The organism is Pedobacter sp. AW31-3R (genome assembly GCF_052180285.1).
Lineage (GTDB): Bacteria > Bacteroidota > Bacteroidia > Sphingobacteriales > Sphingobacteriaceae > Pedobacter.
Window position 1 is genome coordinate 524,674 of sequence record NZ_CP197475.1, and the last position, 15,930, is coordinate 540,603.

Consider the following 15,930-nt stretch of genomic DNA (forward strand, 5'->3'; position numbering starts at 1 on the left):
CAATCGGTTGATGCAAATATATTTCTTTTATTAAAAAAAATACCAGCACCGGGAGGATAAATTCGCAAACCTCCTTGTTGTGCTGGTATAAATCGAGAAACGTAATTGTTATTTAGCCTTGATATCTATTTTTTTTGTTTGTTAAGGTCAGTAAATTCTGCAGCCTTATCTTTTGATGTCTTTTTAAGTTTAAAAGAATCAAATACCTCACCCGAAGCTTTATAAGCAGTATAGGTCAGGACACCATGGTCAACAGAGATGATCTGGAAAAGCTGTGTGTTTTCTGCAAATACATCCATCCACCTTGGGGTCACATCCATCTTGTACATTTTCGGGCCTGCTACAGAGACCACATACATAGGTCCGCCCACCCTGCCCGATAAACCGGTAGGCAGGTTTTGTCCCCGGCTGTAGGTATGGTCGTGGCCTTGCATTAAGATATCCACATGGTATTTATCAAACAGCGGTTTGAATAACTCACGGAACTCTTTGTTATCCCTGCCTTTGGCCGTAGAATAAATAGGGTGGTGGTAAGTAATCATGGTCCATTGTTTAGGATTGTTTTTCAGCACTTCCTCCAGCCATTTCGCCTGTATCTTCATCGAGTTGGAATCCAGTACAATCATCTGTGTATTCAGGGAGATGAGGCGTACATTGGCATAATCGATATAATATACCGATTCTTTCAATCCTTCAGGACCATTTTCCGGCAGTGTGTATTGCGCTCTCCAATGTGGGTCGAGGGTAAGTACCTTCTGTTCATCACGGAAATATTCATGGTTTCCTGAAGAAGGGATACTGGGGATCATTCCATTGATAAAGCCAGCACCATAATGCCATTCTCCCCATTCACTGTCATTGTTCGAGCGGTTAATCAGGTCACCTGCATGCACAATAAAGCGGGCATCCCCATGTGTGGCAAAGGCTCTCCTGATCACGCGCGACCATTTCGACCTGATATCAGTCTGTGCATCGCCCAGGTAAATAAAAGAGAAGGGTTTAGTCTGGGCCGGACCAGTTTTAAACTGGAACCATTCGCTCCAGTTGATGCCGTCACCTACACGATACGTGTAAATCTTGTCGGGCTGCAGGCCGGTGAAGGTGACGCTGTGGTAATTGGCTGTTTCATAAGCTACTCCTTTCAGTGGGGTAGTTATGGCATCATATTCCTTACTTTCCGGTTTTTCCAGTTTCGGTGAACTTCCTTCCACCACGATCTGTGCATAACTTTTCAATACGGTACTGTCTGTTCTCCAGGTCACGGACTGTGTGGTTGCCGGGTCGGCCGACCAGGTCAGGATCACCCTGTCTGGCATGGCCGAAGCATTAAAGGATTGTGCTTTACTGAACTGGATGGTACATAAAGCAATCAGGGTAAGAACAATTTTTTTACTGTTATTCATGTGTGAACTTAATTAAATGGAGTGAATTTGAAACCGATGTTGGCCCATGTAGAGAAATATTTATGGTCATTAGGTCTTCCATCACCATAATCAAGAATGGTTTGCGCATTGTTGATATTGCTGATTCCCATAAATAAAGAGAAGCTTTTGCTGATCTTTTGTGAAGCCGAGAAATCCAGTTGCGCCCTGCCTTTTTCCATCAGGTCGTCTTTTTGTTCTTCTGCAAGCTCGCTGATAAATGTACCATAGAAATTCAGGGAAATACGGCCTGAGAAACCATATTTTTCATACGATAAAGAGGCATTTCCTACTTTCGGACGCATGGAAGGAAGACGTACTGTACGCACATCGTTCACTCCTGGAACTTTAAATTTCGACTGGATCTGGGTGAAGTTCCCATAGATACCAAATCCATTCAGGAATCCAGGAAGGAAGGTCAGCTGTTGCTGCCATGCAATTTCATAACCATACACATGTGCATTTGCACCGTTTACGGTCTGTGTTACCCGGTATTGATCAAACTGGCCACCTTGTTGGGTATAGATACTTTCGTAAATGTAGTTGTCAATATTTTTATAGAACACCCCACCGGAAATTAAACCTAAGGATTTCAGGTAATGTTCAAAAAGGAAATCAACATTGGTAGAAGTCGACTGATCTAAATTCGGGTTTCCGATTTTCATCCTTTTCCTATTCGTTTCCACTTCCTGCCATGGCACAAGGTCATAATAACCCGGACGTGATAAAGATCTGGTTACTGCAGCCCTCAGGTTGGTACGCTCATCAATTGAATATTTCAGGTTTAAACTAGGGAAGAAACCATCAAAAGCAGATTTTGTATTTACTTTAGTGGTACTTACATAGGTACCTGTATTGTCAATTGATACGACATTACCATTGTAATTGAAACCTGTTCTTTCATACCTTAACCCGGTAATGATATCCAATTTATCCAGTGTCAGCTTACCCATTACATAGGCAGCACCCATTGTTTCCTTGCCATTGTAAGAATCAGGGTCTGTATTCTGACGGATATACGTTTCATTTTCCTGGAACAGGGAGCGGTTGGCCTGGTAATATTCTTCCATCAGGTAACCATTGGAAATGGCACCGGAAAGGTCATAGTTACCATCGAAGTAGTTTTTTCTCGAGTAGCCGGACTGGAAATTAGATAAGGCCAGTTCACCTGTTTTCAACTTATACTGGTAATAACTTCTGGTGTGGTCATCTTCCTTGTAACGGTATCTTCCACCGAACTTCAGCATGAACTTATTTTTGGTACTCAGGTCGAATGTACGCTGCAGGTTGAGGGAAGCCTGGACATCCTTGTCATGTGCAATCTGATGTCTGTTGGTATAGGCGTTGGTCTTGTAATTGGCGGCATTGTTTACATCCACGCCTTTAAAGTCAAACTGAGGAGCACGTGGATTACTGATATCCAGACCTGCAGAAAGGTCGCCATAAGTAAAATACCCATCATAATAAATCGGCTGGTCGTACAATCCGCTGGAGGCAGTGATATCTGCATTACCTTTCCAGTTGTTAAAATCGGTTTTAACGCCGATAGAGACACTGGCTAAATCCCTGTGGTAATCTCTCGGAGAGCCGCTGGAGCCAATGGTTACATCAGCAACATTGTTGAGGTCAGTATATTCACCGATGTTAAAGCTCTTGGTACCACGGGTCTGAAGTTCATAGAATTTATTGTAGGAACCTCTCAGATAAAGCTGTGTCCTTTCGTTCGGGAAATAGCTGAGCTCACCTTGCAGACCAATGTTTTCGCGTTTCAGGTCAGAACCTTCCAGTTCCAGGTTGGACAACAGGACTCTTTCTTCCCCATTCACTTCGTACGTATCATAGTCTTTCTGTACGCGGTCTTCTCCACGGTAAGTTTTACTATAGTTTACACCGCCCAGGAAACCCCATTTGTTAAGCCTTTTGCTGTAAGTGACAGATCCATCAAAGTTTTGTTTGTCTACCAGCCAGTTATTTCCAAATGAGCCTTTAACCTGCATTTGTTGCGCTCCTGGTTTTGGTGTTTTGGACACGATATTTACTGAACCTGACGTACCGTCGGCATCCAGATCAGGCGTTAATGTTTTATTGACCTCAATGGCTTCTACCGTAGAAGACAGGATACCATTTAAGTCGATGTCCCTGGAATTGGTTTGTGTAGAAGGTAACCTGTTACCATTCATCGTAACCGAACCCATACTCTGGTCCAGTCCCCTGATGATGATGTTGCGGGGAAGGCCATAACTGTAATCCATCGCAATACCCGGAACACGTTGCATGGCTTCACCTACCGTTGCATCAGGAAAACGTTCTATCTGTTCTTCTGATAGTACATATTTAATATTATCCGCATTGCGCATGTTACTTAAGGCCACCGCTTCACCTCTTCTGATTCCATTAATGGTAATCCCTTTCATGTCGTTATTCTGACTTTCCAGTCGGAGGTCTGCATTCGAAACTTTTCCATCTTCTACCTTAACCGTAAATTCTGCGGCCTTATAGCCGATATAATTGACCAGCAGGGTGACATTCCCCGATTTGATGTTATCGATAATGAAATATCCGTTCACATCGGTAATCACCTTGCGGTTGGTACTTTTAAGGACCACTGTGGCATAAGGAAGGGTCTTGCCATTTTCCTTGTCTTTTACATAACCCACAACGGAACCGGGTTTAGCGGTTTCTATAACCTTTTTTTCCTTTTTTAAGACCACGACGAAACCATCTTCGATAAGGATAAGGTGGTTATTCTTCAGGAAAGGAGCAAGGATTGTCCTGGCTGTCTTGGCTTTGTCATTTACGGAAATCCTGTTTGCGCTCAGTTCATTGTTGGTGTACACAAAGCTTACCCCAGTTTTTTTCTCAATTTCTTTCAGGAAGTCTGAAAAGGGGGCATTTTGCAGACGGATGTCGATTCTTTTATCCAGTCCGGTCTGGCCTTTAACGGCTGAAGCCTGAACAAAGTTCAAAGAGGCAATGGTAATGATGCTGAATATAAAGCTTGTACGCATAATTATTTTCATAAGGCGGGTGGCCCCATAGAATTTTTTCATAAATTTGGGTGTGTTTAAATTTTTTCTGGATTTAAATATTAAGTATTCGTAACCGATGGTTGGCGCCATCAGTTAAAGATGAATTGTCGTTCCCGGAGCAAACGGGAACGACTTTTTTTTAGTCATTGTTGCTACATGCGTCTCCTCCTTCTAGGTAAATAATCTGATCAGTTTGTTTGGAATGTATATTCATCGCTGTTTTTAATGTCTTCAGGATAGCGTCGAGGGATTTATTTTGAAACCTTGCTGTCAGTTTACATCCTTCATAAGCGGAAGGGGCAGTTTTGATCTGTATCCCAAACCTGCGTTCCAGGGTTGCGAATACTGTTGTGAGTGGTGTCTGTTCAAAGATCAGGTCGCCATTGATCCAGGCATCCACATCCTGCTTGTGTATGGTTGACTTGCTGAAACTTTTTTTCTGGTGGTTATAGACGAGCTTGTCTTCTGCCAACAGGAAAATAGGGCTGCTTTTAGTTAGGGTATCTGTACTGTTCACCCCTACTTTACCGGAATTTACCGATACGGAAGAAGAGCCTTCATTGGCATAAGCACTCACCGTAAAACTTGTGCCATATACGGTGGTCAGCAATTGTGTACTTTGTACGACAAAAGGGTGTGCCTGGTCGTGGGTAACATCGAAGTAAGCTTCACCGTCCAGTTTAACCTTTCTTAATTTCGACGTGCTGTATTTGCTGGAATACCATAACCTGCTTCCACCATTCAGCCAGATTTTCGTGCTGTCGGGTAAGGTAAATTGTAGCATCTTTCCGGCAGCAGCGGTTTTTAACAGCCATGTTTCGGCTGTATGCTGTTTGGTATATTGCTGGTAGCCATAAAATGCCGTGACCAGGAGCGCGCCTATTAAACTTGCGGCAATGGCATACCTTGTAAAACCTGAGCGCGTAGTGATGGGCAATGCTTCGGGAATATCCCCGTTAATTTTATCTTTAATCGTATCGAATGAAAGATTGTCCTCCTCCGGGGGGATGGCCGCACTTAATTCCCATAAATATTTTACTTCTTCGTATTTTTTACTGTGTGCAGCATCTTCATTTAACCATTGATCAAGCCAGCTGCGGGAGTCTTCAGTCTCATTACCCGCCAGTCTCTTCATCATACAGTCCCATATTTTATCTTCCATCTCTGAATCTGTTTTCAAAGTAAAAGACAAAAAAAGGAGGAGGAAATACGGGCTGGCTATGGTTAAGCTTCTGTTAACTTTTGATGAACTAAATGTTTGGAGCGGGCATGTATAAACTGCATACTTTTGGAGAGGTGGTCCTCCACCGTGCGTACGGAAATCTGCATCAGCTCGGCTATTTCGGCATAGCTGAAGCCTTCCAGGCGGTACATCCTGAAGACCAGCTGTCTTCTTTCAGGTAGCTGCTGGATAACGTTTTGAAGAAACCTGACTTTCTCTGACTCGTATTTCGTTTCTTCTGCGGGTGTAGAAAGGTCGGAGATATGCCTGAGGTCTTCCTCTTCAATATAGGACAGCGGATTGTTTTTCTGCTGACTCAAATAATTGATGGAGGCATTTTTTATCGCACGGAATAAATATCCTTTTAAATTTTCCGGCTGCCTGTTTCGGAACCATAACTGCAGGAACAAATCATTGACGATGCTCCTGGCGGCTTCATCATCTTTTACATAATAATATGCGTATTTTTCAAGAATACTGCCCCATCGTTTGTAAAGCAACTCAAATTGTTCCAGACTGCTCTGGCTGTTTACGATTTCTGAAAAACCTAGTGTTGCATTCAAATCCATGATATTGATTACAAAACTGAACATAGCATGTAAACAGGGCATTAATTGAATATTATCTTATGGTCCCCGGTTGGGTGTTTATATTTTCCTATCCAGGCAATAACTATTCGCTTCTATAAACTGAAGCAATATTGCGAAAAATGCAGCGTGAATTAACTGGGAGGGGATGGCATTAAAGTTTTCTACCATACAGGAACCGAAGATCAGCATGACCATCACCACCGCTCCGGCGATAAGCGATATTCTGGTGAATAAACCGATGAACAAAAATAAACCGATAATAAACTCTGCAACAGGAAGGGCATAACTAAAGGGCACGACAAGGATTTGGGGAATCATTGACTTGGCAAAATCGCCGACCATCCATGCACTGAATCCGGCAAGTTTGGGCAGCCTGACCAATCCATGTCCAAACATGCTTGCTGCAACGGCAAGGCGAAGTAAGAGAAATACTGTTTTGTTCATCTAGCTAATTTAATAAAAAATAGCGGATCTGGATAGAGACAATGGTGTTGGAATGGCTATAACTCGTTTAAATCTTCTGCTGGGCTTTAATTGCCAGGTACCTGTTCACCACATTGACAGTCAGCTTTTCCGGGGGAGTAAGGATACTGAGTATACCATGTTTTGCCAGTTCCCTGACCATGAGTTTCTTTTCATATACAAATTTTGCGGCTATAGTTTTGATATAAATTCCTTCCACATTCGTGGCAGCATCTTCACTCATGGCTTTAAGCTCCGTATTCTCAAAGAAAACAATCAGCAACAAATGGAATTTTGCCATCTCTTTTAAAAATGGCAATTGTCGCTGCAGGGCAGACATGCTCTCAAAATTGCTGAAATAAATCAGCAGACTGCGCTGTTTCAATACTTTGCGTATCGTGAGCGTTAAAGCCTCAATATTGGTCTCGAGATATCTCGTTTTTTCTTTATACAGCACTTCCATGATCTTGCCCATCTGCACAGGCCGGCGGTCGGCAGGTACCACACTGCCAATTTCTTCTGAAATGGTGATCAGTCCTGCTTTATCATCCTTTACCAGTGCCACATTTGCAAGGACCAGACTGGCATTAATGGCGTAATCCAACAGGCTCAGTCCGTTAAAAGGCATTTTCATGACCCTGGATTTATCAATGATGGCATACACATGCTGCGCTTTTTCATCTACATAGGAATTGACCATCAGTTCGCCTTTCCTTGCTGTAGCTTTCCAGTTCAGCCTGCGGTAATCATCGCCCTGCACATAATTCTTTACCTGGTCGAACTCCATACTCTGGCCGATACGCCTGACTTTCTTGATCCCCATTTCATTTAGCCTGTTCGATATTGCCATGAGCTCATATTTGCGCAACTGGAGGAAGGAGGGATATACCGGAATGGTCACTTCATTTTCGAAGTTAAACCTTCTCATGATCAGTCTGAGCGGGGATTGTACGTACAACCTCACCTGACCGAAAATATATTCCCCTCTTTTAGTCGGCCGCAAGGTATAGGAGATCGTTTTTTTGCCTCCGGCATTTAAATCACTGTTAAACAACAGGTCCCTTTTCTGGAACTGGAAGGGGATTTCATCGATTATCCCGAGGTGGATACCAAAGGAATAAAAATTTTCCAGATCAATACTCAACTGGTTCTCATCTCCATTACTCAGTCTGTCGGGTAGGTTCCTTCGTAAAAACACCTGTTTTTTTCCGCTGTATAACAGGATGAAATCGAGGAGGACAAGAACGATGAAGACCAGGAAGCATAGGTAAGGGACAGCACTGAGTGCAGGAAGAAAAAAAGAAAAGAGAAATAAAACAGCACAGGTACCTATCCCCACAAACAATAGCTTGCCTGGAAAGAGATCTGTGTAATATTTTTTGAATAACTTTTTCAATGGAGGGACTGCTTATCGTGGGATCTCTATTTTCTGAATAATTTGTGCAACCAGGTCGGTCGTGGTCAGCCCTTCCATCTCTTTGTCGGGGGTCAGCATGATCCGGTGTGCCAGTACGGGGGGAGCCACTTTGATGATATCTTCAGGGGTGACAAAATCGCGTCCCGACATTGCGGCAATGGCTTTTGCACTATTGATGAGGGCTAAAGATGCACGGGGGGAAGCACCAAGGTATAAAGATTTATTATTTCTTGTTTCCTGAGTGATCTTGGCTGCATATTCAATCAGCTTAGGCTCCACATGTAGTGCTTTAATGATCCCGCGGCAAGTTTTAATCTGTGCTACACTCAGGATAGCCCTGATTTCCTTCAATCCATGATCTGATTTCTGCTGGTGCTGATTGGTAAGAATCTGGATTTCCTCTTCCAGTGTAGGGTATTGGATCTCAATTTTAAACAGGAAACGATCCAGCTGCGCTTCGGGCAGGCGGTAGGTACCTTCATGCTCTACCGGGTTTTGTGTGGCAAGTACCATAAAAGGTTCATCCATTGGATAAGTATGTCCATCTACCGTTAGCTGGCGTTCTTCCATCACCTCGAATAAGGCCGACTGGGTTTTTGCCGGAGCCCTGTTAATCTCATCAACAAGGATGATATGACCGAATATTGGTCCTTTACGGTATTCAAAATTGGAAGAGCGCGGATCGAATACAGAAGTACCCAGTACATCGGAGGGCATCAGGTCTGGTGTAAACTGGATCCTTGAAAAAGAAGCGTCAATACTCTTGGCCAGCAGCTTGGCACTTAAGGTTTTTGCTACGCCCGGTACTCCTTCCAGCAGGACATGCCCGTCAGCCAGCAGGGCGGCAATCAGGAAAGTGATGGTTTCGTGCTGACCAACAATGATCTGGCCTAAGGATGTTCTTATTTGCGCTACAGCCTCATTCAGCTGTGTAAGGTCGGTTCTTTGGGAAGAGATTTCGGATTCCATATTTATTGGGCTTGCTGATGAAATTTTTCAATGAGTTTATTCAGTTCAATGAGCTGTTGGTCATTGACGCGGGTGCTATTATTGATATCGGTAATGAGTTTGATCAGGGGAAGAATGGTTCCTTCACTGACATCAGATTTCAACAGGAGTGAATTGCTGAACTCCCCGTCAATCTTTGTGGTTTTAAGTTGGTAAGTCGTCCGGACATACTCCAGGAAATACCTGATCTTCTTACCGGCAATATCGTTATTATTCCGTTGCTGATAATAGACTTTACCCACAACGGTCACAAAATCTGCTGTGGAATTCTTTAAAGGTTCAATGACAGGGATGATCCGCTGACGGCGTTTGATTTCAAAAATCACAAAGATCAGCAGGCCTGATAAGGCGAGGTAATAGGCCCAGCGCAGGGGCGGATGTTTAAAGATCACCTGTAGGGGTGACCTGTCCGCTATACTGCTCATGGTATTGCTCTCGTCCCAGACCAGCGTCTCTGCGGGAGGGAGGTAAGACAATGCTTTGGCCGCATATTCAGCCCCTTTCGGTTGAAGCAGGGCATAATTGGTCAGCAGCTGGGGATTGGGGAGGAGGTAAAGCGCTCCCTTACCGAAAGTATATTTTATAAAATCAGGGGTTCCGAATTCCATACCCCCATATTCCATTTCACCTAAAACAGTAATTGCCGAAGTATCCGATTGAATGAAGTACTGGTCGCCCAGGCCCCTGTCAAAACTGTAATGTTCCGCGGATCTTATCGCCGGATTGACGAAGTTGATCGGTGTAGGCTCATTCTTTCCACTATTGAAAGAAGAACTGATCCTGATTTTCAGGGTATCATTCAATACCTCTCCAAGGTCGAAGGCGGCTATAAAAACATTATTCCCCTGTTCCATAAAAGTAACCAGTTCCTTATAGTCCAGTTCATCAAAATCCATTTTTCCGCCAATGAACAGGTAATTGGTATGCTTACGGTGCTTATTCTTTAAGGTATTATAGGCCCGTTGCTTCGATATTTCCAGGGTAGTACCGGGAAATATCGTCTTTATTTCCTGGTGCAAAATGTAGAGTCCAAACGGAATCTTATCCTCCTTTACATAGGTAGGCGTCCAATCAGTCTCCTGAGGTTGGTTAATCTGACTGAGGATAAAGATGATCAACAAAAGGGCACTGCCGAAAAGATATATTCTGATGCCTTTCATTGTATTCCCCGGTTAAATGTGTGGTAGGCTTCCTGTACGCTCGTAAAATTTTCCCTGTCAATAAAAAATTCACCGTACCAGATGTATTCAAACTGTCGGGTCAGCAAGCTAAACTCCTGTTTTTTACCGGTGTCCGTAATTTCATCGATATACGTCTGGTTGGTCTTCTCCGGCTGCCAGTGGATCATGCTGTTGTCATTTAGCTTTTTCAGCGCATGGAGATACAGCAGCCTTACGGCAAGTCGGTAATTGCCTGCGTTCACTGCACTTTCAATTTCATGGTTAAAATCTATTTCATGAATATTATCATCCGAAGCTGAATAGGGCACCTTCACTGACTTTGATTTGCGGCTGAAAATCACCATGTCCAGTCCCATGAGTTTAAGAATGGCAAAAACGACAACGGCTGCGGAGACAATCATGAGCAGGTAATTGATGATATACCCGGAATACTGACCATCAAACAGGCTTTTCAGTATGTTTTTTATCCATGACCAAAACCAGTTCCAGTAATTTGTCTGGAGGGGAATGGTATCATATTTAAAGGCTGACTGCTCGTGGTAGGCATTGAGTTTCTGCTGGTCAAAGTTTCTGATCGCTACGGTACTGCTGTCTTTTCTAAAGGGATTCTTTTTCGGCACATCAATCTCCTTTTTTGCGCCTATCGTAACTTCTGCAGCGATGGTGGTATCTATGCGTTGTGTAGCAAAAACAGGGTTATTGCTGAAGGAGAAGTAAATCAGTAAAACGAAGAGCAGCAACTTGTTCATGTTAATATTGTTCGTCGCCCTCAAATGCTTTTTTAGTTTCACCAAGTTGGTTGATCCGGTCCATAAGCCCCGTATTGTCCACCCGTTCTGAAAGATTGAAATAACACAGGGAAATGCCAATGATAGGGATGATCAGTAATAACTGGGCGAAATGCTGAATAATGCTGGAAATGATCAATCCGGCGGCAGTAAATTCTTTGGCAGCCGGGAGGAAACTAACTGCCATCGTGAGCCCGATTGCAGGAAGTGATATAATGGACATAGACGCATAAGTAATAAACCAGATCATGAATATTGTTCCGGAAGTTATCCACCATTGATCCTTTAATAACCTGAAAGCCCGGCCAAAACTATAGGCGAAAGTTCCATTTTCAAAGATCATTACCGGGAAAAAGAGGACCATTGCCGGAAAGACATAGATCCCAGGTATGCCGCAGCAGAGAAAACAAACAGAGAGGAAAAGACTCACTACGATGGAAGAACCAAGAACACGCATGAAATAATACCTGAAATAGGACCATACTTCCTCTATCTCCGGAACTACTTTTCCTTTTTCAACATATAAACTGATAAAACTCAAAATAGAGACATTGAGTGCCGTATAATTTAACAGGGAAAATATCAACACCATGGCGTAACTGAACGACAGGTACTGATTAATTTGCGCATAAGGATCATTGCGGACATCTGTGAGTGCTTTTATGGAGGTCATACTTTGTATCGCGGTTGCAATGATGCCCCCAAGGATAAAGAACCCGCAGAAGTATAAAAGGACTTTCATCAATGGCCTGAAATTCTGCTTAATGAATTGGAAGGTATCGTTGATGATCTCTCCAAATTCCCTTCTTTTTTTGAACTCTGTAGTCGTATTCATGCGTGATTAATTGGTTTTGTAGCTTATTGGGAACAGCGGTTGCTTCATTAGTTTTGCCGGATAAAGTATGACGTACCAGACCATAAAAAACAGGGATCCGCAGAGTATACTGATACTAAGCCATAGGGGCATTCCGGTATGGCGGGTGATAAAACCCTCGAAAAATGCGGCCAGGATAATGATGGGTATAATTCCGGCAATGATTTTAGTCCCATCCTTCGCACTCTTCCTGAAGGCCTGCATCCGGGTATATGTTTTCGGGAAGAGGATACCATGGCCAAGGACAAGGCCTGCACCACCAGCAATAATGATGGCGGATATTTCCAGGGTACCATGAATCCAGATCACCAGAATGGATGCTGTGCCAAGGCCTTTACTGAAAAAATAATACTCAAATGCCCCGATCATAATCCCGTTTCTCAGGAGATTGAAAACAGGTCCGATACTGAGGAATATACCGCTCAGAAAAGTTAAAATGGCTACATATGAATTATTTGCGGCAATCTGGAAAAACATGCTGAATTCATCCTGTTGTTTGTATACCCCAAAAGGGTCTCCCTTGGCAATGTTTTCATTGGTCATGTTCACATAGCTATCGCCCAGGATCACCCTTAAAAAAGTATCCTCATATTTGGCTGATAAAACACCTATTGCAGCAGATACCATAAAAAATACCATGGCATAAAACAACTGTCTCCGATAACTATAAAATAGTTCGGGAAGCTCAAATTTCCAGAACCTGCTGAACCTGTTTGTTTCCTCTTTTTTATTCTTATAGATGGAACGGTGTAACTGGGAGGCGATGCCGTTTAAATAAGCAGTTGTTTTGGAGCCTGGATAAAAGGTTTTTGCGTAGGCGAGGTCATTTGTAATGTCAATGAAACGGTCGGCCAGCTCATCAGGGATGGTGGTGTGCAGGTGTTCGTAAGTCCTCCATTTTTCTGAATTTTGTTTAACAAATAAGGCCTCCCTCATACACCTGTTTAAAATTTCTGTTAAAATAATGAAAAAAACTATTTTACAGCAATTAATTAAATATCAATATTATATTTGAACTTGATGGAAACAATAAAAGTAAATACGAGTCAGCACGTGGCTATTGATTACCCTGTTGCCGGTGTTGGAGACCGGATTGTAGCACGGTTAATAGACCTGGGTATCTTTTTCTGTGTGTTTATGCTGTTGATGGTGTTTGGGGTAACATTCGCTTCGGGCAAATCAGGGATTGCTTATGTTATTCTGATCATAATTTGCCTTGCGGCCTTTGTTTTCTACAATCTGCTGACCGAGATTTTTCTCGACGGGCAAAGCGTTGGCAAGAAAGCCATGAAGATTAAGGTCATCAGTCTGGACGGGAGCCAGGCCAGTATAGGCCAGTACTTCATCCGCTGGTTGTTCCGACTGGTTGATTTTTATTTAACCGCCCAGCTGGCTGGTTTTTTCTGTATCATTTTATCTGATAAGAAGCAGCGGATCGGGGATATGGTGGCGGGTACCGTTATGATCAAGACCGTATTGAAAACAACATTTGATCATATCGCTTTCCATCCTGTGACGGCAGAAGATTATATTCCTGTTTTCGGAAATGTCCACCTGTTGGGAGATAAAGATGTAGAGCTGATCCATGAGGTATTGGATACCTATTATAAAACCGGTAATGAAGAGCTCGTAAAGGCCATTACTGCTAAGGTCAGCACACATTTATCCAGCCCTATCCCAGAGGACATGCACGAGTCGGTTTTCCTGAATACGGTAATTAAAGATTATAACCACATCACTTCAAGGCAGTAGACACCTTATAGTGGATTCTTTCAATTATGGCAATTGTTGACGGAAGTGCCATAAGTATTCCTTTGTCATTTTCTCCCAGCTAAAACAGGTACTGGTAAAATCTATAGCTGCCTGGGCATCGTAAGAAGAATGCTGCCGTGGTTCCAGTTCGTTATTGATCACCTGGATCCAGGCCTGCGGATCTCCGGGCCTTAACAACGTACCATTTTTTCCCGGCCGTATGGCATCTGTGATCCCTCCGGAAGAGGCTGCATATACATTTGCTCCACACATCACCGCTTCCAGGCAAACCAGTCCGAAACCTTCCATATCTCCCTTAATGGGAATATTGGGCATCAGGAAAGCATCGGCAACGCTGAGAATATCCGTAATTTCCTCAAATGGCAGTTTGCCCATGCGCATTACCTTCGGACTGATTTCAGGAGATACAATCAACTTCTCCATTGCTGCTTCATCTGAGGGGGCACCAAGGAAAAGTTCTATAGGTGTCCTGATCAATTGCGGCAACAACCGGAATAAACGTTTGCTTTTATTCTTTTTACTCAGTGGCCCGATGATGAGCAGGATGAAGTCATCATGTAAGTCTGGCAACACATTCTTTATGAACCAGGAGAAGCCCTTTCGTTTCACAGGCCTGCCCATGACCACGAGCAAACGCCGGTCTTTAACATCAGTATGGTACTTCTCCAGGATAGACGCATTCACCTGCTCCCTGCTTGCGGATGATCCTATCCGGGGATCAACACCATTGTTGACCACCACTACTTTCTCCTTTTTTATTTTACGTTGGATACAGGCTTCTGCCGTCGCTTCACTGACGGCAAAAATTAAATCCATCCGGTTAAATGCGGGCAGGATAAAACGCTGATAGATAAAGTTCGGATAAACCACATCCAGGCCATGCAGGGTAACTGTTTTTTTGAGCTGTCCGTATCCTTTATGCAGCAGGCACCATGCTGCCATGAGGCCATCATTAAAATGGATGACAGAGATTCCGGGATGCGCTTTACAGTACTGCCTGATGCTGCGGTTCAGCCTTAGGAAAAACCTGATCCTGCTCCCTTTACCTTCATAAACAATACGGTGTACGGGCAGGTGCCCGGCAATGCCGTTGATCAGTTCAAAGCTCTGTTTTTCCATCCCTCCGATGGAAGGGGGGTACTTATGGCTTATAAATAATATCTCCATTCAATTTTTTGTATGGCTTTTCACGTTTTTTAAAGAGTAACATATAGGTGCCAACACCGGCGGCAATCCACACCAGTTGTCTGGCCCGGCGCAGGATAGAGGCTGTAATCCAGATCTCTGTGCCTGGGATACCAACCGCCAACAGCATCATCTTGTTGCCGTATTCTTCTATCCCGATCTGCCCCGGAATAAAGGCGCCTGCAGCTTTAAAGAAGATCACCCCCATATCCACCAGAAGGGCTTCTGCAATCCCGGTTTTTACCCCCAGGAATTTCAGGATCAAATAAAATTCCATTGCCCCGGCTATCCAGTGGAGGATGGCGAAAATACAGGCCATCAACAGCATCTTTTTATGGTGCCGGAACAGGTGCCTTAATTCGGCGAGTACATTGCCGGTTTTTAACTGCAGTGTCCTGGTTTTTTGTTTCAGCAACCTCCCTTGTTTTGTACGTGTACCTAATTTCTTTAGGGGATACCAGCATAAACGGATGGCAACTGCGATAAGCAGGATGGTGACCAGGGCGTACAGCAAGGCATGGGTGTCCACATGGATCATGTCCCGGTCTCCCTGCTGGAAAATCAGGATTGCCAGGGCCATCACAAATAACAGGAGCTGGGTGACAATCATGATTACCCGGGAACCCAGTATAGAGGCGATAACGGTGTCTTTGCCAATATTGTCATCTTTTAATAACAGGGCTTTAACCGCTTCACCTCCTGCTAAACTTGCGGGGTTGATCAGGCTTACGGTTTCTCCGGTATGGCGGATGAGGAAAAGCCTGATGCTGGAGAGGGAACCGGAATCTTTCCCCAGGCAATATTTCCAGCTCAGGGCACCCAGGTAGTAAGCGATAAAGGTAACCAGTAACAACAGTACAAACCGGTAACCCACCTGCCGGATGGAGCTGAACACTTTCTCAAAATCTGTGGTTCCGATAAAGATGAGCAGACAGCATAAGATACAAAGGGCAATAATGATGTTGATTTTTTTACCCATA

The 15,930-nt window shown here is 43.7% G+C and carries 14 protein-coding genes; 1 reads left to right on the forward strand and 13 read right to left on the reverse strand.

Annotated elements, in window-relative coordinates:
• Nucleotides 1-125: 125 nt before the first annotated feature.
• The 11 genes from ACSBL2_RS02130 to ACSBL2_RS02180 all read right to left on the reverse strand — a co-directional run bounded on the left by ACSBL2_RS02130 (nucleotide 126) and on the right by ACSBL2_RS02180 (nucleotide 12,928).
• Nucleotides 126-1,403, reverse strand: coding sequence for a fibronectin type III domain-containing protein (locus tag ACSBL2_RS02130; RefSeq protein WP_442590037.1), 1,278 nt, complete (start codon nucleotides 1,401-1,403; stop codon nucleotides 126-128).
• A gap of 8 nt (nucleotides 1,404-1,411) precedes the next feature.
• Nucleotides 1,412-4,471, reverse strand: a complete 3,060-nt coding sequence (locus ACSBL2_RS02135; protein ID WP_442590038.1) for a TonB-dependent receptor — start codon at nucleotides 4,469-4,471, stop codon at nucleotides 1,412-1,414.
• Between the two features lie 118 nt (nucleotides 4,472-4,589).
• Complete coding sequence (locus tag ACSBL2_RS02140) at nucleotides 4,590-5,612, reverse strand: FecR family protein (protein WP_442590039.1); 1,023 nt, start codon at nucleotides 5,610-5,612, stop codon at nucleotides 4,590-4,592.
• A 62-nt stretch (nucleotides 5,613-5,674) separates the two neighbouring features.
• Complete coding sequence (locus ACSBL2_RS02145; RefSeq protein WP_442590040.1) at nucleotides 5,675-6,283, reverse strand: RNA polymerase sigma-70 factor; 609 nt, start codon at nucleotides 6,281-6,283, stop codon at nucleotides 5,675-5,677.
• 36 nt (nucleotides 6,284-6,319) lie between these two features.
• Nucleotides 6,320-6,706, reverse strand: coding sequence for a DoxX family protein (locus tag ACSBL2_RS02150; RefSeq protein WP_442590041.1), 387 nt, complete (start codon nucleotides 6,704-6,706; stop codon nucleotides 6,320-6,322).
• Nucleotides 6,707-6,773: 67 nt separating this feature from the next.
• Nucleotides 6,774-8,120, reverse strand: coding sequence for a DUF58 domain-containing protein (locus ACSBL2_RS02155; RefSeq protein WP_442590042.1), 1,347 nt, complete (start codon nucleotides 8,118-8,120; stop codon nucleotides 6,774-6,776).
• A 12-nt stretch (nucleotides 8,121-8,132) separates the two neighbouring features.
• Nucleotides 8,133-9,110: an AAA family ATPase gene (locus ACSBL2_RS02160; protein ID WP_442590043.1), complete on the reverse strand. Its 978-nt coding sequence runs from the start codon at nucleotides 9,108-9,110 to the stop codon at nucleotides 8,133-8,135.
• A gap of 2 nt (nucleotides 9,111-9,112) precedes the next feature.
• Complete coding sequence (locus ACSBL2_RS02165) at nucleotides 9,113-10,309, reverse strand: DUF4350 domain-containing protein (RefSeq protein ID WP_442590044.1); 1,197 nt, start codon at nucleotides 10,307-10,309, stop codon at nucleotides 9,113-9,115.
• Nucleotides 10,306-11,079 (reverse strand): DUF4129 domain-containing protein, encoded by a 774-nt coding sequence (locus ACSBL2_RS02170; protein ID WP_442590045.1) that lies wholly within the window; start codon nucleotides 11,077-11,079, stop codon nucleotides 10,306-10,308. Before ACSBL2_RS02170 ends, ACSBL2_RS02165 begins: the two co-directional genes overlap by 4 nt.
• Before the next feature lies 1 nt (nucleotide 11,080).
• Nucleotides 11,081-11,953, reverse strand: a complete 873-nt coding sequence (locus ACSBL2_RS02175; RefSeq protein ID WP_442590046.1) for a hypothetical protein — start codon at nucleotides 11,951-11,953, stop codon at nucleotides 11,081-11,083.
• Between the two features lie 6 nt (nucleotides 11,954-11,959).
• The gene (locus ACSBL2_RS02180) at nucleotides 11,960-12,928 is read right to left on the reverse strand and encodes a stage II sporulation protein M (RefSeq protein ID WP_442590047.1); all 969 of its coding nucleotides are present in this window, start codon (nucleotides 12,926-12,928) and stop codon (nucleotides 11,960-11,962) included.
• 84 nt (nucleotides 12,929-13,012) lie between these two features.
• Between ACSBL2_RS02180 and ACSBL2_RS02185 the strand changes: the two genes are divergently transcribed.
• Nucleotides 13,013-13,744 (forward strand): RDD family protein, encoded by a 732-nt coding sequence (locus tag ACSBL2_RS02185; protein ID WP_442590048.1) that lies wholly within the window; start codon nucleotides 13,013-13,015, stop codon nucleotides 13,742-13,744.
• A gap of 24 nt (nucleotides 13,745-13,768) precedes the next feature.
• On the opposite strand, the gene ACSBL2_RS02190 is transcribed toward ACSBL2_RS02185, so the two are convergent.
• Both ACSBL2_RS02190 and ACSBL2_RS02195 read right to left on the reverse strand, forming a co-directional pair.
• Complete coding sequence (locus ACSBL2_RS02190; RefSeq protein ID WP_442590049.1) at nucleotides 13,769-14,932, reverse strand: glycosyltransferase family 4 protein; 1,164 nt, start codon at nucleotides 14,930-14,932, stop codon at nucleotides 13,769-13,771.
• The gene (locus tag ACSBL2_RS02195) at nucleotides 14,907-15,929 is read right to left on the reverse strand and encodes a lysylphosphatidylglycerol synthase transmembrane domain-containing protein (RefSeq protein WP_442590050.1); all 1,023 of its coding nucleotides are present in this window, start codon (nucleotides 15,927-15,929) and stop codon (nucleotides 14,907-14,909) included. The genes ACSBL2_RS02190 and ACSBL2_RS02195 overlap by 26 nt, the downstream gene beginning before the upstream one ends.
• Nucleotide 15,930 lies beyond the last annotated feature (1 nt).